General features: G+C 39.2%; 23 protein-coding genes and 2 pseudogenes. 16 read left to right on the plus strand and 9 right to left on the minus strand.

The features are described 5' to 3' along the window. Positions 1-36 precede the first annotated feature (36 nt). Positions 37-717 carry a RadC family protein gene (radC, locus tag N8M20_RS03935; protein WP_033683740.1) on the plus strand — a complete coding sequence of 227 codons (681 nt, stop codon included), beginning with the start codon at positions 37-39 and terminating at the stop codon, positions 715-717. Here the strand turns inward: radC and N8M20_RS03940 are convergent. The 7 genes from N8M20_RS03940 to N8M20_RS03970 form a co-directional block, all read right to left on the minus strand. Then, positions 714-1,403 (minus strand): gamma-glutamyl-gamma-aminobutyrate hydrolase family protein, encoded by a 690-nt coding sequence (locus tag N8M20_RS03940; protein ID WP_261079141.1) that lies wholly within the window; start codon positions 1,401-1,403, stop codon positions 714-716. The genes radC and N8M20_RS03940 overlap by 4 nt on opposite strands. 17 nt (positions 1,404-1,420) lie before the next feature. After that, positions 1,421-2,062, minus strand: coding sequence for a redox-sensing transcriptional repressor Rex (locus N8M20_RS03945; RefSeq protein WP_000653417.1), 642 nt, complete (start codon positions 2,060-2,062; stop codon positions 1,421-1,423). Positions 2,063-2,145: 83 nt separating this feature from the next. Continuing rightward, positions 2,146-2,361 (minus strand): DUF4649 family protein, encoded by a 216-nt coding sequence (locus N8M20_RS03950; protein ID WP_049500787.1) that lies wholly within the window; start codon positions 2,359-2,361, stop codon positions 2,146-2,148. Between the two features lie 7 nt (positions 2,362-2,368). After that, the gene (locus N8M20_RS03955; protein ID WP_261079142.1) at positions 2,369-2,716 is read right to left on the minus strand and encodes a DUF1831 domain-containing protein; all 348 of its coding nucleotides are present in this window, start codon (positions 2,714-2,716) and stop codon (positions 2,369-2,371) included. A gap of 4 nt (positions 2,717-2,720) precedes the next feature. Beyond that, entirely contained in the window at positions 2,721-3,836 is a 1,116-nt protein-coding gene (locus tag N8M20_RS03960) for a cysteine desulfurase family protein (protein ID WP_261079143.1), read from the minus strand. Positions 3,837-3,845: 9 nt separating this feature from the next. Further along, on the minus strand, positions 3,846-4,805 hold the full coding sequence (locus N8M20_RS03965; protein WP_001283822.1) for a ribose-phosphate diphosphokinase: 960 nt from the start codon (positions 4,803-4,805) through the stop codon (positions 3,846-3,848). A 112-nt stretch (positions 4,806-4,917) separates the two neighbouring features. Next, positions 4,918-5,487: a CYTH domain-containing protein gene (locus N8M20_RS03970; RefSeq protein WP_261079144.1), complete on the minus strand. Its 570-nt coding sequence runs from the start codon at positions 5,485-5,487 to the stop codon at positions 4,918-4,920. A 127-nt stretch (positions 5,488-5,614) separates the two neighbouring features. On the opposite strand from N8M20_RS03970, the gene yjbM reads away from it, so the two are divergent. From yjbM to N8M20_RS04035, 13 genes are all read left to right on the plus strand, one after another. Beyond that, positions 5,615-6,286, plus strand: a complete 672-nt coding sequence (yjbM, locus tag N8M20_RS03975; RefSeq protein ID WP_261079145.1) for a GTP diphosphokinase — start codon at positions 5,615-5,617, stop codon at positions 6,284-6,286. Beyond that, positions 6,270-7,088: an NAD kinase gene (locus N8M20_RS03980; RefSeq protein WP_261079146.1), complete on the plus strand. Its 819-nt coding sequence runs from the start codon at positions 6,270-6,272 to the stop codon at positions 7,086-7,088. Before yjbM ends, N8M20_RS03980 begins: the two co-directional genes overlap by 17 nt. Further along, positions 7,085-7,981 (plus strand): RluA family pseudouridine synthase, encoded by an 897-nt coding sequence (locus N8M20_RS03985; RefSeq protein WP_261079147.1) that lies wholly within the window; start codon positions 7,085-7,087, stop codon positions 7,979-7,981. Before N8M20_RS03980 ends, N8M20_RS03985 begins: the two co-directional genes overlap by 4 nt. A gap of 43 nt (positions 7,982-8,024) precedes the next feature. Then, complete coding sequence (pta, locus tag N8M20_RS03990; RefSeq protein WP_261079148.1) at positions 8,025-8,999, plus strand: phosphate acetyltransferase; 975 nt, start codon at positions 8,025-8,027, stop codon at positions 8,997-8,999. Between the two features lie 279 nt (positions 9,000-9,278). After that, positions 9,279-10,490, plus strand: coding sequence for an A/G-specific adenine glycosylase (mutY, locus tag N8M20_RS03995; protein ID WP_261079149.1), 1,212 nt, complete (start codon positions 9,279-9,281; stop codon positions 10,488-10,490). Between the two features lie 125 nt (positions 10,491-10,615). Beyond that, positions 10,616-11,323 (plus strand): response regulator YycF, encoded by a 708-nt coding sequence (gene yycF, locus N8M20_RS04000; RefSeq protein ID WP_000722071.1) that lies wholly within the window; start codon positions 10,616-10,618, stop codon positions 11,321-11,323. Further along, a complete protein-coding gene (vicK, locus tag N8M20_RS04005; RefSeq protein WP_023942670.1) occupies positions 11,316-12,665 on the plus strand; it encodes a cell wall metabolism sensor histidine kinase VicK in 1,350 nt (449 codons plus the stop codon). The genes yycF and vicK overlap by 8 nt, the downstream gene beginning before the upstream one ends. A 1-nt stretch (position 12,666) precedes the next feature. Further along, positions 12,667-13,476: an MBL fold metallo-hydrolase gene (locus tag N8M20_RS04010; protein ID WP_261079150.1), complete on the plus strand. Its 810-nt coding sequence runs from the start codon at positions 12,667-12,669 to the stop codon at positions 13,474-13,476. Between the two features lie 90 nt (positions 13,477-13,566). Continuing rightward, complete coding sequence (relB, locus tag N8M20_RS04015; RefSeq protein ID WP_261079151.1) at positions 13,567-13,809, plus strand: type II toxin-antitoxin system RelB family antitoxin; 243 nt, start codon at positions 13,567-13,569, stop codon at positions 13,807-13,809. Between the two features lies 1 nt (position 13,810). Next, positions 13,811-14,065 carry a type II toxin-antitoxin system RelE family toxin gene (locus tag N8M20_RS04020; RefSeq protein WP_261079157.1) on the plus strand — a complete coding sequence of 85 codons (255 nt, stop codon included), beginning with the start codon at positions 13,811-13,813 and terminating at the stop codon, positions 14,063-14,065. A 75-nt stretch (positions 14,066-14,140) separates the two neighbouring features. Beyond that, positions 14,141-16,012, plus strand: coding sequence for an Eco57I restriction-modification methylase domain-containing protein (locus N8M20_RS04025; protein WP_261079153.1), 1,872 nt, complete (start codon positions 14,141-14,143; stop codon positions 16,010-16,012). Positions 16,013-16,121: 109 nt separating this feature from the next. After that, entirely contained in the window at positions 16,122-17,072 is a 951-nt protein-coding gene (locus N8M20_RS04030) for an Abi family protein (protein ID WP_261079155.1), read from the plus strand. Positions 17,073-17,093: 21 nt separating this feature from the next. Beyond that, a complete protein-coding gene (locus N8M20_RS04035; protein WP_261079156.1) occupies positions 17,094-20,348 on the plus strand; it encodes a DEAD/DEAH box helicase family protein in 3,255 nt (1,084 codons plus the stop codon). A 33-nt stretch (positions 20,349-20,381) separates the two neighbouring features. Here the strand turns inward: N8M20_RS04035 and N8M20_RS04040 are convergent, their stop codons facing one another. Together N8M20_RS04040 and N8M20_RS04045 are read right to left on the minus strand one after the other, a co-directional pair. Continuing rightward, on the minus strand, positions 20,382-20,729 hold the full coding sequence (locus N8M20_RS04040) for a thioredoxin (protein WP_023944304.1): 348 nt from the start codon (positions 20,727-20,729) through the stop codon (positions 20,382-20,384). Between the two features lie 111 nt (positions 20,730-20,840). Beyond that, positions 20,841-22,559, minus strand: coding sequence for a phospho-sugar mutase (locus N8M20_RS04045; RefSeq protein WP_004254235.1), 1,719 nt, complete (start codon positions 22,557-22,559; stop codon positions 20,841-20,843). A 296-nt stretch (positions 22,560-22,855) separates the two neighbouring features. On the opposite strand from N8M20_RS04045, the pseudogene N8M20_RS04050 reads away from it, so the two are divergent. Together N8M20_RS04050 and N8M20_RS04055 are read left to right on the plus strand one after the other, a co-directional pair. Continuing rightward, positions 22,856-22,918, plus strand: a pseudogene (locus N8M20_RS04050) (YSIRK-type signal peptide-containing protein); the annotation flags it as partial. A gap of 1,839 nt (positions 22,919-24,757) precedes the next feature. After that, a pseudogene (locus tag N8M20_RS04055) lies at positions 24,758-25,889 on the plus strand (MucBP domain-containing protein). The last annotated feature ends 19 nt before the right edge of the window (positions 25,890-25,908 follow it).

Raw genomic sequence — 25,908 nt, forward strand, 5'->3', positions numbered from 1 at the left:
ATCCTTCTCACGAATAATAAAGTGAGGAGGATTTTTATGTACAGTATTTCATTCCAAGAAGATTCACTATTACCAAGAGAAAGGCTGGCAAAAGAAGGAGTTGAAGCGCTCAGTAATCAAGAGTTGCTAGCTATTTTACTCAGGACAGGAACACGTCAAGCTAGCGTTTTTGAAATTGCCCAGAAAGTCTTGAACAACCTTTCAAGCCTAACAGATTTGAAAAAAATGACCCTGCAGGAATTGCAGAGCCTATCTGGTATCGGGCGCGTTAAGGCCATAGAATTACAAGCAATGATTGAACTGGGGCATCGTATTCACAAGCATGAGACCCTTGAGATGGAAAGTATTCTCAGTAGTCAAAAGTTGGCCAAGAAGATGCAGCAGGAATTGGGGGATAAAAAACAAGAGCACCTGGTGGCGCTCTATCTCAATACTCAAAATCAAATCATCCATCAACAGACCATTTTTATCGGTTCTGCAACTCGTAGTATCGCTGAGCCACGAGAGATCCTTCACTATGCTATCAAGCATATGGCGACTTCTCTCATCTTGGTTCACAATCATCCTTCAGGAGCGGTAGCGCCCAGTCGAAATGATGATCATGTCACTAAACTTGTTAAAGAAGCCTGCGACCTGATGGGAATTGTCCTCTTGGACCATTTGATTGTCTCTCACTCCAGTTACTTTAGTTATCGTGAAAAGACGGATTTAATCTAAAGTTCATTAACAACATAGTCAAAGAGGTTTTTATCTTTGGGACGATTTTCAAAAAGAAACTCTGGATGCCACTGGACACCGAGAAAGGCAACATCATCCGTACTCATGACAGCTTCAATGATACCATCCTTAGGATCATGGGCTGCAATCTTTAAGTTAGGTGCTAAATCCTTAATACTCTGATGGTGGAAGGAGTTGATATGGGAGATTTCTCCATAGATTTCTCGTAGAACGGTATTTGGTTCTGTCACTAAGCGTTGGGTTGTGTACTCGACGGAACAATCCTGCCAGTGATCTTTGATATCTTGATACAAAGTTCCACCCATGGCAACGTTAAAGAGTTGTGTTCCACGGCAGACAGAAAAAATTGGCTTTTTCTGTTTAATAGCTTCCTTGATGAGGGCCAGTTCAAAGATATCCCTTTGAAGGTGGTAGTCATCGCTATCGATGGTTTTTGGTTCACCATAGAATTTTGGATCAACATTTTGCCCACCTGTCAAGATGAGCTTGTCAATCATACTGATATAGTGGCAGGCCATTTCTTGATCACCAATCGGTAGGATGATGGGAATCCCTCCAGCGTCTTTAACGCCTTCAACAAAGCCTTTTGCTACGTAGCTCATCATGATGTCATCATCTGGATGAGTTTTTTCGTTTCCTGTAATCCCTATAACTGGTTTTTTCATAAAATGATTTTCGCTTTCTAATCCTCTTTTCGCATGAAGTAGAGGAGGGTTTGGAGTTCACTTGTCAAATCGACATACTGAACGACCACATCTTTTGGTAAATGCAGATGGACTGGTGAAAAACTTAGAATTCCTTTCACGCCAGCATCCACCAAGAGATTGGCAACCTCTTGTGACTTGACGCTGGGAACTGTCAGGATAGCAGTCTTCACATCAGCATCCTTGATTTTATCCTTGATTTGAGAAATCCCGTAAATGGGAATCCCATCAGGAGTTTGGGTTCCGACTTCAGGATGGTCATCAAGATCAAAGGCCATGATAATCTTCATTTTGTTGCGCTCATGGAAGCGGTAGTGGAGAAGGGCATGGCCCATATTTCCAATACCAACCAGCATGACATTGGTAATAGAGTTATCATTGAGCAAATCGGCAAAAAATGTCATCAGCTTTTTGACATCGTAGCCAAAACCACGACGACCAAGTTCACCAAAATAGGAAAAATCACGACGTACGGTCGCTGAATCAATCCCAATGGCCTCTGCAATTTGCTTAGAGTTGGCACGTTCAATCTTTTCTGCATGAAATCTCTTAAAAATTCGATAGTAGAGAGAGAGTCTTTTCGCTGTAGCTTTTGGAATAGCAGACTGTTTATCTTTCACAAAATCACAACCTTTCTATTCTTCTATTTTATAGAAACATTGTGAAAAAATCAACAAAAACAAGAAAAAAACTAAGAAAAATCTTAGTTTTGATGTAAAAAATCTGCATGTGATAGAAAACGGTAGAGGTCTCCGACCAGTCCTTGGTAAACTTCCTGTCCCTCAAAAGTCAAAGAAGTCACATAAAGTGTATCTGGTAGAGTCACACAGCCTGACAAAGCCAGCATGAGTGCCTCATAATCCTCGTACTTGAGAGTCCGCTCTACATGATAGCTATCTTTATAGGTTAGTTCAAACATCTTGGACCTATCTTTCAGATTTTGTAAAGACAGCACGTTCTACCAAGCTATCCATGAGGAAGTAGAATTTTTCCTGATGAATGTGGTGGTCTTCTGATTTGAAAATATCAACTAGACGAAGGCCAAACTTGTCAGTGATATTGATTTTAGCCCCTGTAAGTTCCTTGTTAATGATGATTTTGAGTTGGAATCCCTCACCGCTGTTCGGAACTTTTTCCAAAAGGCGAGTCAATTCATAGTTACCAACCTTAGTCTCAAAAAAGGTGTTGTCCTTAAGGGTGAATTTTTTAACAGAAGGGCTAAGAGTGTAGTCGTAACGACAATTTTTTAACTGAATGGTTTTTTCAAATGCCATATGGCTAACCTCCGATAATTTCTTTTAAGGTTTTTGCGAGGGTTTGTAGGTCTTCAACGGTATTTTGTGGTGACAAACTGATGCGAACGGATTCCTTCAAGCGTTCTGAATTTGCCCCGTACATGGCTTCGAGAACATGACTAGATTGGACAATGCCTGCCGTACAGGCTGAGCCAGTGGAGATTGAAATCCCAGCCAAATCTAGACGAAGGAGTAAGAGGTCATTTTTCTGATCAGGAAATCCAATATTGAGAACATAAGGGAGATGGTGTTCGCCTCTATTCAGGTAATATTGAACTCCCTCTAGCTCTGCAAGAAAGGCAGTTTCTAAATTTTGTACATGTTGAAAATTGTCTTCTTGTTTTTCTAGGTCTTCTTTTAGGGCTGCAACCATGCTAACGATGGCAGCTAGATTTTCAGTCCCTGCACGCTTTTTCTGTTCTTGGTCTCCACCATGGAGATAGGAATCAAAGTCCATGTTAGATGCGTAGAGAAAACCGATTCCCTTAGGACCATGGAATTTATGGGCTGAAGCAGTGAGAAAATCAATGCCCAATTCTTCTGGGTGAATAGGAATTTTTCCGATTGCCTGAACTGCATCAACATGATAGGCGGCAGAGTGTTGCTTGAGTATTTGGCCAATTTCAGCAATGGGCAGTAGGTTACCTGTCTCATTATTGGCAAACATGGTAGAAACCAAAATCGTATCATCACGTAAGGCCTCTTGAATTTGCTGGGCCGTGATTTCCTGATTTTTTGGCTGGATAATGGTTACTTCAAAACCAAAGTGTTGAACCAAGTAATCAATCGTTTCAAGGACAGCATGGTGTTCGATGGCAGTCGTGATGATATGTTTTCCTCGTTCTTGGTGACGAAGGCAGTAGCCAATGATGGCAGTATTGTTTCCTTCAGTTCCACCAGAAGTGAAAAAGATATGTTGAGGTTTTGTTCCCAGTAATTGGGCTAGTTCCTGACGGGCTTCGCGCAAAAGTTTGCCAGCTTGACGACCATGACCATGGATACTAGATGGATTGCCATGGGTTTCTTGCATAACCTTAGTCATAGCTGAAATAGCAACTGCTGACATAGGAGTCGTCGCAGCATTGTCCAAATAAATCAAAGAATCACCTTATTTCTTTTTGTTGTAGGCAAAGAGTGGGCTGACTGGTTTTCTTTCGTGAATACGGACGATGGCATCACCAATTAACTCACTAGCAGTGATGTAGCATACGTTTTTAGGAGTTTTTTCTTTTGTTGCTACTGAATCAGTCACAAGAATTTCTTTAATCTTAGTATTGTCAAGAAGTTCAGCAGCTCCTTCGACGAAGAGGCCGTGGCTAGAAACAGCATAAATTTCTGTAGCTCCTTCACGTTCAACGATTTTAGCAGCTTCAGAGAAGGTACGTCCTGTATTCAAAATATCGTCAATTAAGATAGCTTTCTTACCTTCAACATCACCGATGATATAGCCTTCGTTGCGAGTTGCATCGTCTTGTGGGTAATCGATAATGGCGATAGGAGCATCAAGATATTCAGCCAAGCTACGAGCGCGTTTGACACCTGAATTTTTAGGGCTAACGACAACAACATCTGAACCAAGTAGGCCCTTATCGCAGTAATGTTTAGCAAATAGTGGAACTGTGTAGAGGTTATCGACAGGAATATCAAAGAAACCTTGAACTTGGACAGCATGCAAATCAAGCGTAAGGACACGGTCAACCCCAGCCTTAACCAGCATATTAGCAACTAGTTTAGCTGTAAGTGGCTCACGAGGTGAAGCAATACGGTCTTGACGTGCATAACCAAAATATGGAAGGACAACGTTGATACTGTGGGCACTTGCGCGCACACAAGCGTCAACCATGATCAACAATTCCATTAGGTGGTTGTTAACAGGGAAACTTGTTGATTGGATGATGTAAACATCATAACCTCGGACACTTTCTTCGATATTTACTTGGATTTCTCCGTCTGAAAATTGACGTGATGATAGTTTTCCAAGTGGCACACCAACAGCTTGAGCAATTTTCTGTGCAATCTCTTGGTTAGAGTTGAGTGCGAAAAGTTTCATGTTTTTTCTATCTGACATTATAGACCGTCCTCTGTAAACTTTTTAAATCCTAGTTATATTTATCTTACATATATGAACTGGGACTTGTGTATTTTTATCTTTTCTATTTTACCAAAAAATGGAGATTATTTCAGCTATTTTTCATGCTTTTGACAAATCGGACCAATTTTGAGGGAGCTTTTTGATAAGCAATCTGATTTTCCTCTAAAAATTGTTGGAAATCCTGTTTGCCTTGCTCATGATTTTCCACTTCGAGCTCTAATTCGTAATCTGTAATATCAAAGTACTGACTTTCATCCAGCGCCATGAGACCAATGGGGGTTTGCATTTCATAGCGAAGCGTTGTGAGACAACCAAGAATCTGCCATTCACTAGTTTTAATATCATGTTTCGCCAATTCATCCAGTACTAGCCCTTGAGGAAGTACTTTCTTGATCAAATAGTTTTCTGCATCATTTAGTTGCAATTTTTGATTGTATTCCATGTTTCCAACACTTTGCGGGACTTTGAGTGTCAATTCTGCCCAGTCTTGAAAGGTTCGAATGCGCATAGCAACTTTCTTTTCTCGCAGTTCAAAATCAGGCGTTTCGATGTAGTAATTTTTTTGAAGAACAGGAGTGACACCTGTGAACTGCTCTTTTAGACGATCATATTCATCTTTTTTCAAGAGTGTTTTCAATTCAATTTCTAAATGTTTCATTTTTCTTACCTTTTCTTTATCGTTGAAAGCGGATTTATGGTATAATAGCTTTGTATTTATTGTATATGAATCTGGAGAAAAAATCAAAGATATTTTTGAAGGATAATATGAGAACAAGGGAGAATATATGACCTTAGAATGGGAAGAATTTCTAGATCCTTACATTCAAGCTGTTGGTGAGTTAAAGATTAAACTACGTGGTATTCGGAAGCAATATCGTAAGCAAAATAAGCATTCTCCGATTGAGTTTGTGACGGGTCGAGTCAAGCCGATTGAGAGTATCAGGGAAAAAATGGTTCGTCGTGGCATTACTTATGCGACCTTGGAACACGATTTGCAGGATATTGCTGGTTTGCGTGTGATGGTTCAGTTTGTAGATGACGTCAAGGAAGTAGTGGAAATTTTGCACAAGCGTCAGGACATGCGAATCATACAGGAGCGAGATTACATTACTCATCGAAAAGCATCAGGCTACCGTTCCTATCACGTGGTAGTAGAATATACGGTTGATACCATCAATGGAGCCAAGAACATTTTGGCGGAAATTCAAATTCGTACCTTGGCCATGAATTTCTGGGCAACGATAGAACATTCTCTCAACTACAAGTACCAAGGGGATTTCCCAGAGGAAATTAAAAAGAGACTGGAAATTACGGCCAAAATTGCCCATCAGTTGGATGAAGAAATGGGTAAAATTCGAGATGATATCCAGGAAGCCCAGGCTCTTTTTGATCCTTTGAGTAGAAAATTAAATGACGGTGTAGGAAACAGTGACGATACAGATGAAGAATACAGGTAAACGAATTGACCTGATAGCAAATAGAAAACCGCAGAGTCAAAGGGTTTTGTATGAATTGCGAGATCGTTTGAAGAGAAATCAGTTTATACTCAATGATACCAATCCGGACATTGTCATCTCCATTGGTGGAGATGGCATGCTCTTGTCGGCCTTTCATAAGTACGAAAACCAGCTTGACAAGGTCCGCTTCATAGGTGTTCACACTGGACATTTGGGTTTCTATACGGACTACCGTGATTTTGAGTTGGACAAGCTAGTGACTAATTTGCAGCTAGATACTGGGGCAAAGGTATCATACCCTGTTCTGAATGTGAAGGTTTTTCTTGAAAATGGTGAAGTGAAGATTTTCAGAGCACTAAATGAAGCTAGTATCCGCAGGTCTGATCGAACCATGGTGACGGATGTTGTGATTAACGGTGTCCACTTTGAACGTTTTCGTGGAGATGGGCTAACAGTTTCGACACCGACTGGCAGTACAGCCTATAACAAGTCGCTTGGTGGAGCTGTTTTGCATCCTACCATTGAAGCTCTTCAGTTGACGGAAATTGCCAGCCTTAATAATCGTGTCTATCGAACGTTGGGCTCTTCCATTATTGTTCCTAAGAAGGATAAGATTGAACTCATTCCAACGAGAAACGATTACCATACTATTTCGGTTGACAATAGCGTTTATTCTTTCCGTAATATTGAGCGAATTGAGTATCAAATCGACCATCATAAGATTCACTTTGTCGCATCACCTAGCCACACCAGTTTCTGGAATCGTGTTAAGGATGCATTTATCGGCGAGGTGGACGAATGAGGTTTGAATTTATCGCAGATGAACATGTCAAGGTTAAGACCTTCTTAAAAAAGCACGAGGTTTCTAAGGGACTTCTGGCCAAGATTAAGTTTCGAGGCGGAGCTATTCTGGTCAATGACCAACCTCAAAATGCAACTTATCTATTGGATATTGGAGACCGAGTTATCATCGATATTCCCGCCGAGGAAGGCTTTGAAACTCTGGAAGCTATTGAGCGCCCTCTGGATATTCTCTATGAGGATGACCATTTTCTAGTCTTGAATAAACCCTATGGAGTGGCTTCTATTCCTAGTGTCAATCACTCCAATACCATTGCCAATTTTATCAAGGGTTACTACGTCAAGCAAAATTATGAAAATCAGCAGGTTCACATTGTGACCAGGCTTGATAGAGATACTTCTGGCTTGATGCTCTTTGCCAAGCACGGCTATGCCCATGCACGATTGGACAAGCAGTTGCAGAAAAAGTCCATTGAAAAACGCTACTTTGCCCTCGTTAAAGGAGATGGATATTTGGAGTCAGAGGGAGAAATTATTGCTCCTATTGCGCGTGATGAAGACTCTATTATTACTAGACAAGTGGCTAAAGGTGGGAAGTACGCCCATACTTCCTACAAGATTGTAGCTTCCTATGGAAATATTCATTTGGTAGACATTCGCTTGCATACTGGTCGAACCCACCAAATCCGAGTCCATTTTTCTCATATTGGTTTTCCTTTGTTGGGAGATGACTTGTATGGTGGTAGTCTGGACGATGGCATTCAACGTCAGGCCCTGCATTGCCATTACCTATCCTTTTATCATCCGTTTTTAGAGCAAGACTTGCAGTTAGAAAGTCCCTTGCCGGATGATTTCAGCAACCTTATTACCCAGTTATCAACTAATACTCTATAAAAACTGTTTCAGAGTATAATTATTATCTAAAAGGAGAAAACTCATGGAAGTTTTTGAAAGTCTCAAAGCCAACCTGGTTGGTAAAAATGCTCGTATCGTTCTCCCTGAAGGGGAAGAGCCACGTATTCTTCAAGCGACTAAACGCTTGGTAAAAGAAACAGAAGTGATTCCTGTTTTGCTTGGAAATCCTGAAAAAATTAAAATCTATCTTGAAATCGAAGGAATCATTGATGGTTATGAAGTCATTGACCCTCAACATTATCCTCAATTTGAAGAAATGGTTGCTGCCTTAGTGGAGCGTCGCAAGGGCAAAATGTCTGAAGAAGATGCACGCAAGGTTTTGGTTGAAGATGTCAACTATTTTGGTGTTATGTTGGTTTACTTGGGCTTGGTTGATGGAATGGTATCTGGAGCTATTCACTCAACTGCTTCAACAGTTCGCCCAGCCCTTCAAATCATCAAAACTCGTCCAAATGTCACTCGTACTTCAGGTGCCTTCCTCATGGTTCGTGGTACGGAACGTTACCTATTTGGAGACTGTGCTATCAATATCAATCCTGATGCAGAAGCCTTGGCTGAAATTGCCATCAACTCAGCAATCACAGCTAAAATGTTTGGCATCGAGCCTAAAATTGCTATGCTAAGTTATTCTACTAAAGGTTCAGGATTTGGTGAGAGTGTTGATAAGGTTGTAGAAGCAACTAAAATTGCTCACGACTTGCGTCCTGACCTTGAAATCGATGGTGAGTTGCAATTTGATGCAGCCTTTGTTCCTGAAACTGCAGCTCTGAAAGCTCCTGGAAGTACAGTAGCTGGTCAAGCAAATGTCTTTATCTTCCCAGGTATCGAGGCAGGAAATATCGGATACAAGATGGCTGAACGTCTTGGTGGTTTTGCAGCTGTAGGACCTGTTTTGCAAGGTTTGAACAAACCAGTTAACGACCTTTCTCGTGGATGTAATGCAGATGATGTTTACAAGTTGACCCTTATCACCGCAGCTCAAGCAGTTCATCAATAAGATTTAGTCCTCTTTCCCTTGGGAAGAGGCTTTTTATACTCAATGAAAATCAAAGAGCAAACTGGGAAACTAGCCGCAGGCTGCTCAAAGCACTGCTTTGAGGTTGTAGATAAGACTGACGAAGTCAGCTCAAAACACTGTTTTGAGGTTGTGGATAGAACTGACGAAGTCAGTAACATATATACGGCAAGGCGACGTTGACGTGGTTTGAAGAGATTTTCGAAGAGTATTAATACTAGGAAAAGGGACAGTTAGAATCTTCTGTGTTATACTAGAGATATGTTAGATTTGAAAGAATACGGTATCGTCATGTGGCCGGAGGAGAAGACCATTTCTTTTCGTGAGAAACTTCTCAACTGGTATGATGAAAATAAAAGAGATTTACCATGGCGTAGGAGTAAGAATCCTTATCATATCTGGGTGTCTGAAATTATGCTCCAGCAGACCAGGGTGGATACGGTTATTCCTTACTATGAAAGATTCTTGGACTGGTTTCCAACTGTGGAAAGTTTGGCAACGACCCCTGAAGAGCGTTTATTGAAGGCTTGGGAAGGTTTGGGTTATTATTCTCGAGTACGCAATATGCAGGCTGCGGCCCAGCAGATTATGACTGACTTTGGTGGTCAATTTCCAAATACCTATGAAGGAATTTCCAGTTTAAAAGGAATTGGTCCTTACACAGCAGGAGCCATTTCTAGTATTGCTTTTAACTTGCCTGAGCCAGCGGTCGATGGTAATGTTATGCGGGTTTTGGCCCGTCTGTTTGAAGTCAACCATGATATTGGCATTCCAAGTAATCGCAAAATTTTTCAGGTAATGATGGAAATCTTGATTGACCCAGAGCGTCCGGGTGACTTTAATCAAGCTTTGATGGATTTAGGGTCTGATATTGAGGCGCCAGTAAATCCTAGGCCAGAAGAAAGCCCGGTTAAGGACTTCAGTGCGGCATATCAGAATGGAACCATGGACCGTTATCCAATTAAGGCTCCCAAGAAAAAGCCAGTTCCCATTTATCTAAAAGCCTTAGTTGTGAAAAATACTCAGGGACAATTTTTACTTGAAAAAAATGAAAGTGAAAAGCTATTGGCAGGTTTTTGGCATTTCCCCTTGATAGAAGTTGATAACTTTTCGCAAGAAGAGCAGTTTGACCTCTTTCATCAGGTTGCAGAAGAAAGTGTGAATTTTGGACCCAGTCCAGAAGAGAGTTTCCAGCAGGACTATGACCTAGATGTTGATTGGCTTGATGTTTATTTTGAGACTGTCAAGCATGTCTTTAGCCATCGAAAGTGGCATGTTCAAATTGTAGCAGGTCAGGTGACTGATTTCCATGATTTTTCAGATAGGGAAGTTCGCTGGCTTTCACCAGAAGAGTTTAAGAATGTCCCATTTGCCAAACCCCAACAAAAAATCTGGCAGGCTTATGCACAAGCCAACTTAGACTCAATGAAAATCAAAGAGCAAACTAGGAAACTAGCCGCAGGCTGTACTTGAGTACGGCAAGGCGACGTTGACGCGGTTTGAATTTGATTTTCGAAGAGTATTAGACAGTAGCAAAGACTAGCTATTGTGTCTTCTTGCTATTTTTTTGGTATAATAGTAGAGAAAAAGGTGAACATATGAAAAAAATATTAATTGTAGATGATGAAAAACCAATCTCAGATATTATCAAGTTTAATATGACTAAGGAAGGTTACGAGGTTGTAACTGCTTTTAATGGTCGTGAAGCGCTAGAGCAATTTGAAGCAGAGCAACCAGATATTATTATTTTGGACTTGATGCTTCCAGAAATTGATGGCTTAGAAGTTGCGAAGACTATTCGGAAGACTAGTAGTGTGCCTATTATCATGCTGTCAGCTAAGGATAGCGAGTTTGATAAGGTTATCGGTTTAGAGCTTGGGGCGGATGACTATGTGACAAAACCCTTCTCAAATCGTGAGCTGCAGGCGCGTGTCAAAGCTCTCCTTCGTCGCACGGACTTGGCTTCTGTAGATAATCAAGAATCAGATGAAAATAAAACTCAACCCTTGCAAATTGGGGACTTGGAGATTGTTCCAGATGCCTATGTTGCGAAGAAATACGGTGAAGAACTAGACTTAACCCACCGCGAATTTGAACTCTTGTATCACTTGGCTTCTCATATCGGTCAAGTAATTACGCGTGAACACTTGCTTGAAACGGTCTGGGGGTATGATTATTTCGGAGATGTTCGAACAGTTGACGTAACCATCAGACGTTTGCGTGAGAAGATTGAAGATACACCAAGTCGTCCTGAATATATCCTAACACGTCGCGGTGTTGGTTATTATATGAGAAATAATGATTAAACTAATTAAAGATACAGTTTTAACCAGTGATTTTATCTTTATCCTCATTCTACTTGGCTTTATTTTAGTAGTGACCTTACTTTTGCTAGAAAATCGTCGGGATAATATTCGGTTGAAGCAAATCAATCAAAAGGTAAAAGACCTGATTGCAGGAGATTATTCTCAGGTATTGGATATGCAGGGAAGCTCTGAAATTACCAATATTACTAATAATCTCAATGATTTATCAGAAGTAATTCGTTTAACCCAAGAAAATCTGGAACAAGAGAGTAAACGATTACATAGTATCCTCTCTTATATGACAGACGGAGTCCTTGCGACCAATCGTCGTGGCAAGATTACCATGATTAATGACATGGCTAAGAAACAGTTAGGTGTTCAGAAAGAAGATGTTCTCAACAAGAGTATCCTAGAGTTACTTAAGATTGAAGATGAGTATGAACTTCGTGATTTGATTACCCAAATTCCTGAACTCATCATTGATTCTCAGGATGCTAATGGTGAGTATCTGAGCCTTCGTGTTCGCTTTGCCTTGATTCGTCGAGAGTCTGGCTTTATTTCAGGTTTGGTGGCTGTTTTACACGATACGACGGAGCAGGAGAAGGAAGAGCGCGAACGGAGGCTCTTTGTTTCCAACGTTAGTCATGAGCTACGGACACCCTTAACCAGTGTGAAATCTTATCTTGAAGCCTTGGATGAGGGGGCTTTGTGTGAAACTGTAGCACCAGACTTTATCAAGGTATCTCTAGATGAAACCAACCGTATGATGCGAATGGTGACGGATCTCCTCCATCTCTCACGGATTGATAATGCGACCAGTCACCTAGATGTGGAACTGATTAACTTTACTGCCTTTATTACCTTTATCCTCAACCGTTTTGATCAGATAAGAGGGCAGGATGAAGATAAGAAATACGAACTGGTGAGAGATTACCCAATTACCTCGGTATGGATTGAAATTGATACAGACAAGATGACACAGGTGATTGATAATATTCTCAACAATGCCATCAAGTATTCTCCAGATGGTGGGAAAATCACAGTGACGATGAAGACGACTGATGATCAGATGATTTTATCCATCTCAGACCAAGGTTTGGGTATTCCTAAGCAGGATTTACCACGTATTTTTGACCGTTTTTATCGTGTGGATCGTGCTAGAAGTCGTGCCCAAGGTGGAACAGGTCTGGGACTGTCTATTGCTAAAGAAATTATCAAACAACATAAGGGCTTTATTTGGGCCAAGAGTGAATACGGTAAGGGATCAACTTTCACAATTGTGCTCCCTTATGATAAGGATGCAGTGAAAGAAGAAGTATGGGAGGACGAAGTAGAAGACTAGAATGAGTGAAACAGGCTTTAAATACAGTATTTTAGCGTCGGGTTCCAGTGGAAATTCCTTTTATCTGGAAACCCCCAAAAAGAAACTTTTAGTGGATGCCGGCTTGTCTGGTAAAAAGATTACTAGCCTACTTGCTGAAATTAATCGCAAGCCAGAAGACTTGGATGCCATCTTGATTACGCATGAGCATTCAGACCATATTCATGGAGTGGGTGTTTTGGCTCGCAAGTATGGTATGGATCTTTATGCCAATGAAAAGACATGGCAGGCTATGGAAAATAGCAAGTATCTTGGCAAGGTAGATTCTTCGCAAAAGTATATTTTTGAAATGGGTAAAACCAAAACCTTTGGAGATATTGACATCGAGAGTTTTGGTGTAAGCCATGATGCAGTCGCACCGCAATTCTATCGCTTTATGAAGGATGATAAGAGTTTTGTCCTTTTGACAGATACAGGTTATGTTAGTGACCGTATGGCAGGGATTGTCGAAAATGCGGACGGCTATCTTATCGAGTCCAACCATGATGTAGAGATTTTGCGAGCAGGTTCTTACGCTTGGCGACTCAAACAACGAATCCTATCGGATCTGGGTCACCTTTCTAACGAAGATGGTGCCGAAGCTATGATTCGTACCTTGGGAAATCGCACTAAGAAAATCTATCTTGGTCACTTGTCTAAGGAAAACAATATCAAGGAGCTGGCTCACATGACTATGGTCAATCAGCTAGCACAAGCTGATCTGGGAGTCGGAGTAGACTTTAAGGTTTATGATACCTCACCAGATACCGCAACACCATTGACAGATATATAGAAAGAACGCTGAGAAGGTGTTCTTTTTATATTGACTGAACACCTAAAAAGTAATACAATGGTGTTACCATTAAAAAAGGGAGTGCAAAAGATGACTACTATTACATTAAAAGTTTCTGAAGCTGATAAAACATTTATGAAGGCAATGGCTAAGTTTGAAGGAGTTTCCCTTTCGGAACTTATTCGCACCAAAACTCTTGAAGCTCTAGAAGACGAATACGACGCTCGTGTGGCAGATTTAGCCTATCAAGAGTATTTAGAAGACTTGGAAAAAGGAGTTGAACCCATTACTTGGGAAGGAATGATGCATGATTTAGGCTTGGAGGATGAATAATTTGTATAAATTAGTTCCAACAAGACGTTTCATCAAGCAATTGAAAAAATTGGACCGTTATACGCAGAAGCTAATTACAAACTATTTACAAACCAATGTTTTGGAGGACCCAAGACGACACGGAAAGGCTTTGGTTGGTAATCGCGTTGGTCAATGGCACTATAGAATTGGTAATTATCGAGTTATCGTACAAATTGTAGATGATGAATTAGTCGTTGCTACTCTAGAAGTTGGTCATCGGAGAGATATTTATTGAATTACTTTTTTCCAAGTAAATTTTCATTCTTTAAAATATGATATAATAGGGCTTACAATATAAGAGAGGTTGCTTATGACAATAGATATTAGTGAAGAGCAGTTGGCTATGGAGTCTGCTGATTTATTAAAAATACTTTTAAAAGATCGAACGACCAAGAAAAATATTGTTTGGGCAACGCATTCTTATGAATTGTTAGGAAAGGGATTTGCTCCAAGTGATCGCATCAATTCAAGTAAGGTTACTGGAAACTATGCAAACTTGATTCAACCCAGATCTGAAAAATCCAAGTATGAGCAAAAATATCGTACAAAAATAAGGGCAGAAGTGTTTACACCAACTTGGTTGGTCGCAAAGCAAAATGGATATGTAGAATCGGAACTAGGCTCTTTAAGTCTTGAGGAGTATGTTGACCTCAGGTGGTTGGAGATAACTTGTGGTGAAGCACCTTATATGGTAACGAGATATGATACCGTAACTGGTGAGGAAATTCCATTATCTGAGCGAGTTGGGTTTGTAGATAGAAAACTGCAGCGTATTAGTCGTGAAGTTTCTGATGAAGCAACCTTCTATGAACTTGTAAAAAAAGCTTATCGAGCTTCTTATGGCTATGAGTATCAAGGAGATTCTCTCCTTTTGGCGCGTGAAAATCTTCTAGCTACCTTTGAGGACTATTATCTAGCTAAGACTGGAAATCAACCGACCTTAGAGCAAAAGAAAGAAATTGCGACTATTATATCCTACAATGTCTTTCAGATGGATGGATTGAAAAAAAACAGTCCCTACTCAGCTACACAAGGACAATCTCAACAGTTAAGCTTGTTTTCCGATGAGCTGGAAGTAGAACAAGCAGAAGAATCTAAAACCCAAATCAAAGACTGGAAAAAGAATAAAATGATAGGTTTTGAGCGCCTATCTAGTGAGGAAAGTGAAATGAAATTTGATGTCGTGATAGGAAATCCGCCATATCAGGAAACAGGAGAAGCTAGGGATGAACCAGTTTATCACTTTTTTATTGATGAAGCTATTAAAATCGCAGATAAATCGATACTAATCACTCCAGCAAGATTTTTATTTAAAGCTGGTCAAACTCCTAAAAATTGGATGGAAAAGATGCTTGAAGACAAGCATTTAAAAGTTCAATTCTATGAACTTAAAAGCGGTAAAGTATTTACAGGAACGGATATAAAGGGTGGAGTAGCAATAACTTATCGTGATGCTGATAAAGATTTGGGACCAATCGGAGTATTTACTATTTTTGAATCTTTGAATAGTATTGTAAAAAAAATTGAAAAACATCCAGACTTTAAAACTTTTTCTGATTTAGTTTATCCTCAAGGTATTTATAGATTTTCAAATCAACTTTTTTCTGATTATCCAAATGCTGAAAATCTGCAAGGAAAAGGGACAAAAAATAAAATTGTTTCGAAATCACTAACTCAGTTAGATTTTGTTTTCAAAAACAAAGAAGAAAAAGACCATGTTGCTCTACTTGGAAGAATTGGTTCCGAACGTGTTTATCGATATATTAATAAAAAATATTTAGATTTACCGGAAACATTCGAAAATTATAATGTTTTTGTACCAGAAGCTAATGGAAGTGGTGCCTTAGGTGAAGTCTTATCAACACCCCTAATCGGGGAACCCCTAATCGGGCATACAGATACTTTTTTATCTATTGGTAATTTTAAAACAAAATTTGAAGCCGATGCTTGTATTAAATTTATTAAAACTAAATTCGCTAGAGTATTATTAGGTGTTTTGAAAGTTACTCAGCATAACTCACGCAAAACTTGGTATTACGTTCCTCTCCAAGACTTTACTAAGGATTCGGACATTGATTGGACAAAATCAGTGGCTGATATTGACCGTCAGCTCTATCAAAAATATGACCTTTCTCCTGAGGAAATTTCCTTTATTGAGACTCATGTAAGGGAGATGGATTAGAAAAGTATTTTTATTTGACAAATAGCGCTCAGTGATCTATAATAGACACATAGGATTAGGTCAGGAAGCATACGATGCCCTGACCCTTTTTATTTTATAGGAGATAAGTTTGAAGGAACATAAAACATTTAATCAACAGTTAACAATCTTAAGAAATAGGGGTGTTGTAGTCCCAACGAATGGGAAGCCAAAGAGATTTTTAGAAAAAGAGAACTATTACAATGTTATAAACGGTTATAAAGATTTATTTTTAGTAAAGGACAGCAATAATCGACCTGTTGAACCTGAAATTTATCAAAAAGGAACTCACTTTAACGAACTAAAGGCCTTGTTTTTATTTGATAGAGAACTAAGGATATTATTATTGAAATATTTATTGATATTCGAAAATTCAATAAAGACCACAGTTGCATATGAATTCTCTAAAAAACACCCTCGAAAGAATGCTTATTTAGATATTGCAAATTTTGTAGACAATGATCCTAAAAAAGTTCTTCAACAAATCTCTATCTTAACCAAGACGATTCATGATAAGGTAGATAGAACTGGCGCTATTAAACATTACATTGAGGAACATGGGGAAGTACCACTTTGGGTTTTAGTTAATTTTCTTACAATGGGAAACATTGCTAATTTTTACAATATTTTAACGGATAGTACAAAGAATATCATTGCAAAATTTTATACAGATAAATATAGAACACAAAATAAAGACAATACATTTAGACTATCTAGTGCAGATTTAAGTGCATGTTTGAAAGTGGCAAACCTAGTTAGAAATATCTGTGCACATGATGAACGACTATATAATGTTAATTTAAGAAATGTCAGAATATCTCAAATAGCAAATCATTTTGGGATAAGGAGATATGATAATAAACGTTTCATAGTGGTTATTCTATTTTTAAAAATTGTACTTGATAAGAAAGATTTTCAAAGATTATATAAAGCTTTAATGAATTTATTCAATCAGTATGCTGATGAATTTAAAACTGTAGTATTTGATGATATTTTAAACACGATGGGAATCGATTTAACAGAGTTAGAAAAATTATCTTAGTTTTTTAAAAAAGGAATACTTATGCCAGTAGAAATTAAAACCTCGAAAGAAATTCATCCTAAAATCTATGCTTACACCACCCCTACGGTAACTAGCAATGAGGGCTGGATTAAGATTGGTTATACGGAGCGTGATGTCACACAACGGATTAAAGAACAAACGCATACTGCTCATATAGATACAGATGTTTTATGGACTGGAGATGCAGCTTATACGGAAGAACCTGATAAGGGAAAGACTTTTAAGGACCATGATTTCCACCATTTCCTTTCTTTCCATGATGTAGAACGTCGTCCCAAGACTGAATGGTTTTACTTTAATGGAACTCCTGAGAAATCAAAAAATCTATTCGATAAATTTGTTCAGCATGATTTGTCAGGTTATCAGCCTGGAAAAGGACAGAACTATACCTTGCGACAAGAGCAGGAAGAAGCAGTTGCTAAGACATTAGCTTATTTCCAAGAACATGCTGGAGGCAAATTTCTCTGGAATGCCAAGCCACGTTTTGGTAAAACCTTATCTACCTATGACTTAGCTCGTCGAATGGAAGCTGTTAATGTCCTGATTGTAACAAACCGCCCTGCCATTGCTAACTCATGGTATGATGATTTTGAAAAATTCATAGCAGGTCAAACGACTTACAAGTTTGTTTCAGAATCAGACAGTCTTAAAAATCGTCCAACCTTGTCACGTAAAGAATTTGTTGGTATTTTAGATGACGATGTAAGACAACTTGCTTTTATCAGTCTCCAAGATTTGAAAGGATCTGCTTATCTAGGTGGAGAGCATAATAAACTCAAATGGGTTACAGATATCCATTGGGATTTATTGGTTATAGATGAGGCTCACGAAGGAGTAGATACCTTTAAGACAGACCAGGCTTTTAACAAGATTCGACGGAATTTTACTCTGCATTTGTCAGGTACACCATTTAAGGCATTGGCTAAAGGAGATTTTACAGAGGAGCAGATTTACAACTGGTCTTATGCGGATGAACAGTCTGCCAAATCTACTTGGTCTCCTGAGCAAGAAGAGGAAAACCCTTATGAAAGCTTGCCTCAGTTGAATCTCTTTACGTATCAAATGTCTCAGATGATTGGTGAGGAGTTAGAAAAAGGGGCTCAACTTGATGGAGAGAATATAGACTATGCTTTTGACTTGAGTGAATTTTTCGCTACAGATGATAAAGGGAAATTTATCCATGAGCAAGATGTCAGAAATTGGCTAAATACTCTATCAAGCAATGAAAAGTATCCATTTTCAACCAAAGAACTTCGTAATGAACTCAAGCATACTTTTTGGCTGTTAGAACGTGTAGCCTCAGCTAAAGCTTTAAAAGCTCTACTAGAAGAACATCCCATCTATGAAAATTATGAGATTGTGTTAGCTGCTGGCGACGGGCGTATGTCCGAAGAAGACGATAAAGTCAAACTCAAATCCTTAGACTTGGTTAGAAAAGCGATAGCAGAGAATGATAAAACTATTACCCTATCCGTCGGTCAGTTGACGACAGGGGTCACCATACCTGAATGGACAGGTGTATTGATGTTATCAAATTTGAAATCACCAGCTCTTTATATGCAAGCTGCATTTCGTGCTCAGAACCCATATTCATGGACCGATAGCAAAGGAAATCATTTCCGCAAAGAAAAATCCTATGTATTTGACTTTGCGCCGGAAAGAACCTTGATTCTCTTTGATGAGTTTGCCAACAACTTATCGCTTGCAACTGCAGGAGGAGGTGGGACTTCGACAACTCGTGAAGAAAACATCAGAGAGTTACTAAATTTCTTCCCTGTCATAGCTGAAGATCGTGCTGGTAAGATGGTTGAAATTGATGCCAAGGCGGTTCTAACTATCCCTCGCCAGATTAAAGCTAGAGAAGTTCTTAAACGAGGCTTTATGTCCAATCTATTATTTGATAATATCAGCGGTATTTTCCAAGCTAGTCAAACAGTTCTAGACATTTTAAATGAACTTCCAGTTGAAAAGGAAGGCAAGTTACAAACATCTTCTGAACTATTAGACTTTTCAGATGTTACAGTAGATGATGAGGGCAATGCAGTAGTTGACCATGAAATTGTAGTTAATCAGCAAATGCGACTTTTTGGTGAAAAAGTCTATGGACTTAGTCAATCTGTTACAGATTTGTTCACTAAGGATGAGGACAGAACTCAAAAACAGCTGGTTAATGATTTGAGTAAGACGGTTTCTTCAGTGATTGTAGAAGATTTGAAAGGTGAATACAACCTAAAAACTCGGGAAACTGAGCAAATTAAGAAGCAAATTACAGCAACATTTGAGAATGAAATTCGAAAAAATGATATCGAAAGAAAAATTTCTGAAGCTCATATCAGGGAAGAATTGCAACAACAAATCAAGGAAGCAGTTGATAAGGATCAAAAGGATAAGATTCAAGAAGATTTTGATAAACGTTTAGAAGAAAATAATCTCATTCACAAAGAAAAACTAGAGCAAACACTCAAAAAAGAAGTGGAAAAAATGCCTGAGAAGTTTATTGAACAGGTTGAGATAAAACGTGTTGAGCAGCTGAAACAATCAGCCCAAGATGAAATTCGTGACCATCTTCGAGGATTTGCACGAACAATCCCAAGTTTCATCATGGCCTATGGCAATAAATCTCTAACACTTGATAATTTTGATACCTTTGTTCCTGAGCAAGTCTTCTTTGATGTGACTGGTATTACGATTGCCCAATTTCGTTATTTGAGAGATGGTGGGCAAGGTTTTGTTGGACAACTTTTTGATAGAGCAACATTTGACGAAGCTATTCAAGAATTTCTTCGCAAGAAAGAGGAGTTGGCGGATTATTTTAAAGATCAAAAAGAAGATATTTTTGACTATATTCCTCCTCAAAAGACAAACCAAATTTTCACGCCTAAACGTGTGGTAAAAAGGATGGTAGATGATTTAGAAAAGGAAAATCCAGGGATATTTGACGATTCATCTAAAACTTTTATTGATTTATATATGAAGTCAGGCCTCTATATTGCAGAATTGGTTAAACGTCTCTATAATAGTGATGGTTTGAAACAATTATTTCCAGATTCTGAAAAACGTTTGAAGCATATTTTAGAGAATCAGGTTTATGGATTTGCACCATCTGAGATTATCTATAACATCTCGACTAATTTTATTTTTGGAAATCTTTCTAATGATATCAGTAGGAAGAATTTTGTTTTAGAAGATACTATTCCAGCAGCTAAAGAAGGAAGAATTCAGGAGTTGGTTGATTCCTACTTTGAAAATAATTAAAAAGAAGGCGAATGTGCCTTCTTTTTATATCTTTTACAATCCTGCAAATTCTTTGATTTCTTGTGCTGACATTGAAGAGTCGCAACGGACATTGATTTGGCCATCTGCAATGTGAACAAAGCCTGGCACAGTTGGGATTCCGTAGCGTGAGCGGAATGCTTGCAACTCATTGAGTTGGCTTGGTTCTTCACTGTTGATGAAGTAGATGTGAGCTTTGGTTTCAGCTACGACACCTGCCAATGTACCTGCAAATTTACGGCAGTAAGGGCAAGTTTTGCGACCGATAAAGAAGGTTGCAGTTTCTTTTTTATCAAGAGCTTCTTGCGCACGTGCAACTGTAGTGACTTCAAGGTCTTTGATGTTATCTAAAAATTGTTCCATGAGATTACCTCGCTTTCATTGATAAGTCTAGTATGCCATAAAGTTTCTAAAATTGCTTAGATTTGATACGAAAAAAAGATGAGATTGGTTTGTCTCATCTTTTATAGGTCTTTATTTTACAAAAGCATTGATTTCTGCTTCGATGTTAGCAATCTTAGCTTGTGATTCTTCGTTGGTTTCCCCTACAACTGCAATGTAGAACTTGATTTTTGGTTCTGTACCTGAAGGGCGAACGGCAATCCATGAACCGTCAGCAAGTGTGTATTTCAACACATCACTTGGAGGAGTTGTCAAGTTTGTAACAGTACCGTCAGCAGCAGTAGCAGTTTGAGCCTTGAAGTCTTCTACGACAGTGATAGCTGTTGTGTTCCATTCTTTTGGAGCATTGTTGCGGAATTTAGCCATAATTGCTTTGATTTGTTCTGCACCATCGACACCTGAAAGGGTAACAGAGATAGTCTTTTCTGCGTAGTAGCCGTACTCTTTGTAGATTTCTTCGATACCGTCAGCAAGTGTCAAGCCACGTGAACGGTAGTAGGCAGCAAGTTCAGCAACGACAAGAACAGCTTGGATAGCGTCTTTATCACGTACGAATGGTTTAATCAAGTAACCGAAGCTTTCTTCAAATCCCATCATGTAAGTGTGATTGTGTTTTTCTTCGAATTCTTGAATTTTTTCAGCGATGAATTTGAAACCTGTCAAAACGTTGAACATAGTTGCGCCGTAGCTTTCAGCAATCTTCGTTACCAAGTCAGTTGATACGATAGATTTACATAGGGCTGCATTTTCAGGAAGAGTTCCAGCGTTTTTGTGGGCTTCCAAGATGTATTTAGCCATGATAGCACCGATTTGGTTACCTGAAAGGTTGAGGTAGCTACCATCTTTTTGAAGAACTTCAACACCAACACGGTCAGCATCAGGGTCAGTTGCGACAAGAACATCTGCACCAACTTGACGACCAAGTTCTTCAGCAAGGGCAAAGGCTGCTTGGCTTTCTGGGTTTGGAGATTTTACAGTTGAGAAGTCAGGATCGGCAGTTGCTTGCGCTTCAACGACTTGAACTGAGTCAAATCCTGCTTGGGCAAGAGCACGACGAGCCAACATTTCACCAGTACCATGAAGTGGTGTGTAGACAATTTTCATGTCTTTACCGAATTCTTCAATCAAAGCTGGGTTGATGTTTACGTCCTTAACCTCTTTAAGGTATTCTACGTCAACAGCTTCGCCGATAACTTCAATCAAGCCAGAAGCTTTTTCAGCTTCCACATCAGCAACTTCAACTGCAAATGGGTTTTCGATAGCACGGATATAAGTAGTCAACGCGTCCGCATCGTGTGGAGGCATTTGTCCACCGTCTTCACCGTAAACCTTGTAACCGTTAAATGGAGCAGGGTTGTGGCTGGCTGTGACCATAATACCTGCGAAACAGTTGAGGTGACGAACTGCAAATGAGAGTTCTGGAGTTGGACGAAGGCTTTCAAATACATAAGATTTGATACCGTGTTTAGCAAGAACTGCCGCAGATTCAAAGGCAAACTCAGGTGAGAAGTGACGGCTATCGTAGGCGATTGCGACACCACGTTCTTTTTCATTTCCACCTTTAGACTCAATCAAACGAGCCAATCCTTCAGTAGCTTGGCGAACAACATAGATGTTGATGCGGTTTGTACCAGCACCAATCAAGCCACGCATCCCTGCAGTACCAAATTCAAGATTTGTATAGAAGGCATCTTCCTTTGTTTTTTCGTCCATATTTTCCAAATCTTGACGAAGGTAGTCAGGAAGCTCCGCAAAATCAACCCATTTCTGGTAATTTTCTTGGTAAGACATTAAAATTCTCCTTTTTGTAAATTGTTTTAACCGTTCACATTATAGCACTTTTTAGCGTTTTAGTAAAACGGTAGCATAAGTTTTTAGTCAATGTTCGAATAAGACTGTACTATTCATAATTTTGATATAAGTATGTTAATTACAAACCGAAATGACAACTCAATTTTATCCTATTTATAGTTTCTAAAAAATTGAAATTAGACCTTATTTTTTGTATAATTTAAAATAAGGATTATTATATAAGGTCTAGTATAATATATATCTTTTGATATATATATATATATATGGAGGTAGTCATGAATAGTCCAGAAAAACAATTAAAATACAGTATTCGAAAAGTAAGTATCGGTGCAGCCAGTGTCGTCATTGGGGCGCTCTATCTTTTGATGGGAGCTGGGGTTGCCCATGCTGAAGGCGTGGAGTCAGCTAGGGAAGCTGAGAGGACAGCAAAACCGACAGATCCAGAGCAGTCTGGAAATGGAGAGGCAGGAAACAAGCCTGACCTCAGCAATACTGATGCAGCAGCAAGCACCTATAGTGCTCCCGTAGCTGAAAATCCGCTAGTAACTCCAGAAAGTACGAAACCTCGTACTCGTAGTAAAAGAGCTCTAGCTGATGGGGATACAGGAGAGACACCAGCTGGCGCTACAGGGACTGAATCAGAGCCGACTTCTGGAAATGATGGAGGTTCAGACCGAGCAGATACTGATCCAGCTTTACTGGATGCTAATCGTAAAGGTGAGACAGTAAAAGACAATCAGCCTGGGGTACATGTGCCTAAAGCTGGAGAAGAGGGTGCGGATGATAAGAATGCCAACTTAACATTTGATGCCCCTAAGGAAAATCTGACTCTCGAACAATTATGGGATATTGTAAAAAATATGCCAGACGACTTCCAAAATAATGAACGTTCTTACTTGCGTAATATGAACACCCTTGGGGATGCTCTGAACTTAAAACCGGGTGAAATCCGAGAACTCCATGATTTTGGTGGTTGGAGTGCCATTGATAAAGAAGGAACCAAAGGTAAATTCGTTATCGGTAGAAAGAACGAACAAGGTTACTTCACAGGTTGGTATAAGAAAGAAGATGGTACGATTGAACAAGGCGGTATGCTTGGCGGGGATGCTTTAGACAACATCTATGTACACGAGCAAGCCTTAGACCGTCGTTTCAGGTATATGCTCATGCTTGTTAAGGGGCGTACACGAGCTAATCGTAACGAGACGGTAGCGGATAAATCAGAGTATGACCCTAAAGCTCCGAATGAACGTGCAGGTAAGACTTCCGAGGAGTTTAAGAAACTGTCATTCTCAGAAAGAGATAACTATAATAAATATTCTCCAGGTGTCCTTGGATATAATGGGATAGAGAAGCAGTTTACTGCCTTTTCTCCTGTCTTCGGAAGCCGTGTTCGTGTGGAATTTGTAACAGGGTATATCTCAGATATTAACGGTTCTAAAGGAACCTATCGAGTAGTCATTAAAACTAAGAATACTGCTGGTCAAGAGAATACGGTATACGATCAAACCATTCATCGTATAGCTGAGATTGTCCAGAATGAAAAATTATATGAGAAGGGGTTAGATGTTGAACGTGCAAATACAGTGATCAAGAGCTTCTTTGAAGCTGAATTGCAGTATCGAAGTACTAAGATTTTTAATACTAAAAAAAATTCAACCCCATTAAAAGGAAAAAAACTTAAAGATTATACAGAAGCAGATAAACAATTAGAAGCCGAGTTACGTGCCCAAGCTTTAGAAGAAGCTAAACGACAAGGCGATATTGTGATGACTGTTACTGAAGACTTCCTAAGTATAATAAAATCAGGGAAAAAAGATTCAGACTGGAAGAAAACTTTCACAAACACATCGAAGACAACTACAAGTCTAGCAAATGATTTAAATGGTTTATTGAAATTTGTTGATAAAGATAATCCTAATACCCCAACTTGGCTAAACTCAAATGATTCAGCAGCTAAAGCTGATGACAAAACATATAAACTATTGACTGCTCTCATACCTGGTGCTAAAAAAATTACCTATCATGTTAACGACGATCAGCTAGAAGTAGAAACAGAAAAATACTCCTATCTCGCCGCTAGAAATGGTAGTAAGGAAGTTGGTATTCAAGGGTCAGAAGTAGCAGCAACAGGTACTGCAGCTGATTATAATACTAATCCTGATAAATTTAATCTTATAAATACTAATACAAAAGTAAATGAGCGTAATCATGGTTGGGCTAAAGCTAACGATGAAGATTTCCAAAATTTCTCAAAATTCATAGGAGCAGATCATGGTATCGAGCGAACGAAGGTACTGACTGATAAAGAACTATCTGATAAGATTAGGGAAGCAGTGGGTCCTGGGGATAGCAAACTAGGAAAAGGTGGTTACTTCTCTACTGGGGATGTTTTACTAGGAAAAGATATTGTTTCTTATACCGTGCAAGTATTTTCAGGAAATGATAACAGAGTCGGGGTCAATTCTCAAAGTCACCGTGTTCAGTATAATCTTCCAATTCTAGCTGACTTTTCAGTAATTCAAGACACGGTGGAACCATCACGATCCGTTGTTGAAAAAATCATTCCAAAATTAACTATTCCACCAGAAGAGAAAGATAAAATAACCGAAGAAATCAAGAAAAAGAAGAAAACATCAGAATTGACAGAACTAATCTCAGGAAATGTGAAAGTTCGCTATGTTGATGAACAAGGGAATTTATTATCATTAAAAAATGATACTGGAATTGGAGAAAAAGAAAGTGCTGGAACCTACATTACCAATAAAAAACAATTGATTGGTACCAGCTATGATGTCACAGATAAAAAACTCAGTAGCATGACTACTACTGACGGAAAATATTATACTTTTAAAGAAGCAGATACAAATTCTGCAAGTTTAACTGGGAATATTGTAAGCGAAGGTAGAACAGTAACTTTAGTGTATCGAGAAAGCGAAGCGCCTACAACTGCTACAGTAACAGCCAATTATTACAAAGAAGGTACCCAAGAGAAGTTGGCAGAGTCTGTTGTAAAAGCTGATTTAGCGATAGGTTCTGAATATACTACAGAAGCAAAAACTATTGAAGGGAAAACAACAACTGAGGACAAAGAAGACCGAGTTATCACAAGGAAAACAACATACACCTTGGTAGCAACTCCTGAAAATGCCACAGGAACTGTACCAGAAGACGGTGCAACCGTTAACTACTACTACCGTGAGAATGTTGAAGAAACAGTTGTTCCCAAAACAGAAGATGTTACAGAAACCAAAACCATCACCCGTACCATCAAGTATGTCGATGCGACTGATGAAACGACAGAAGTAGCTAGACCAGTTACGCAAAG

The organism is Streptococcus mitis (assembly GCF_946190275.1).
GTDB classification, from domain to species: domain Bacteria; phylum Bacillota; class Bacilli; order Lactobacillales; family Streptococcaceae; genus Streptococcus; species Streptococcus mitis_DC.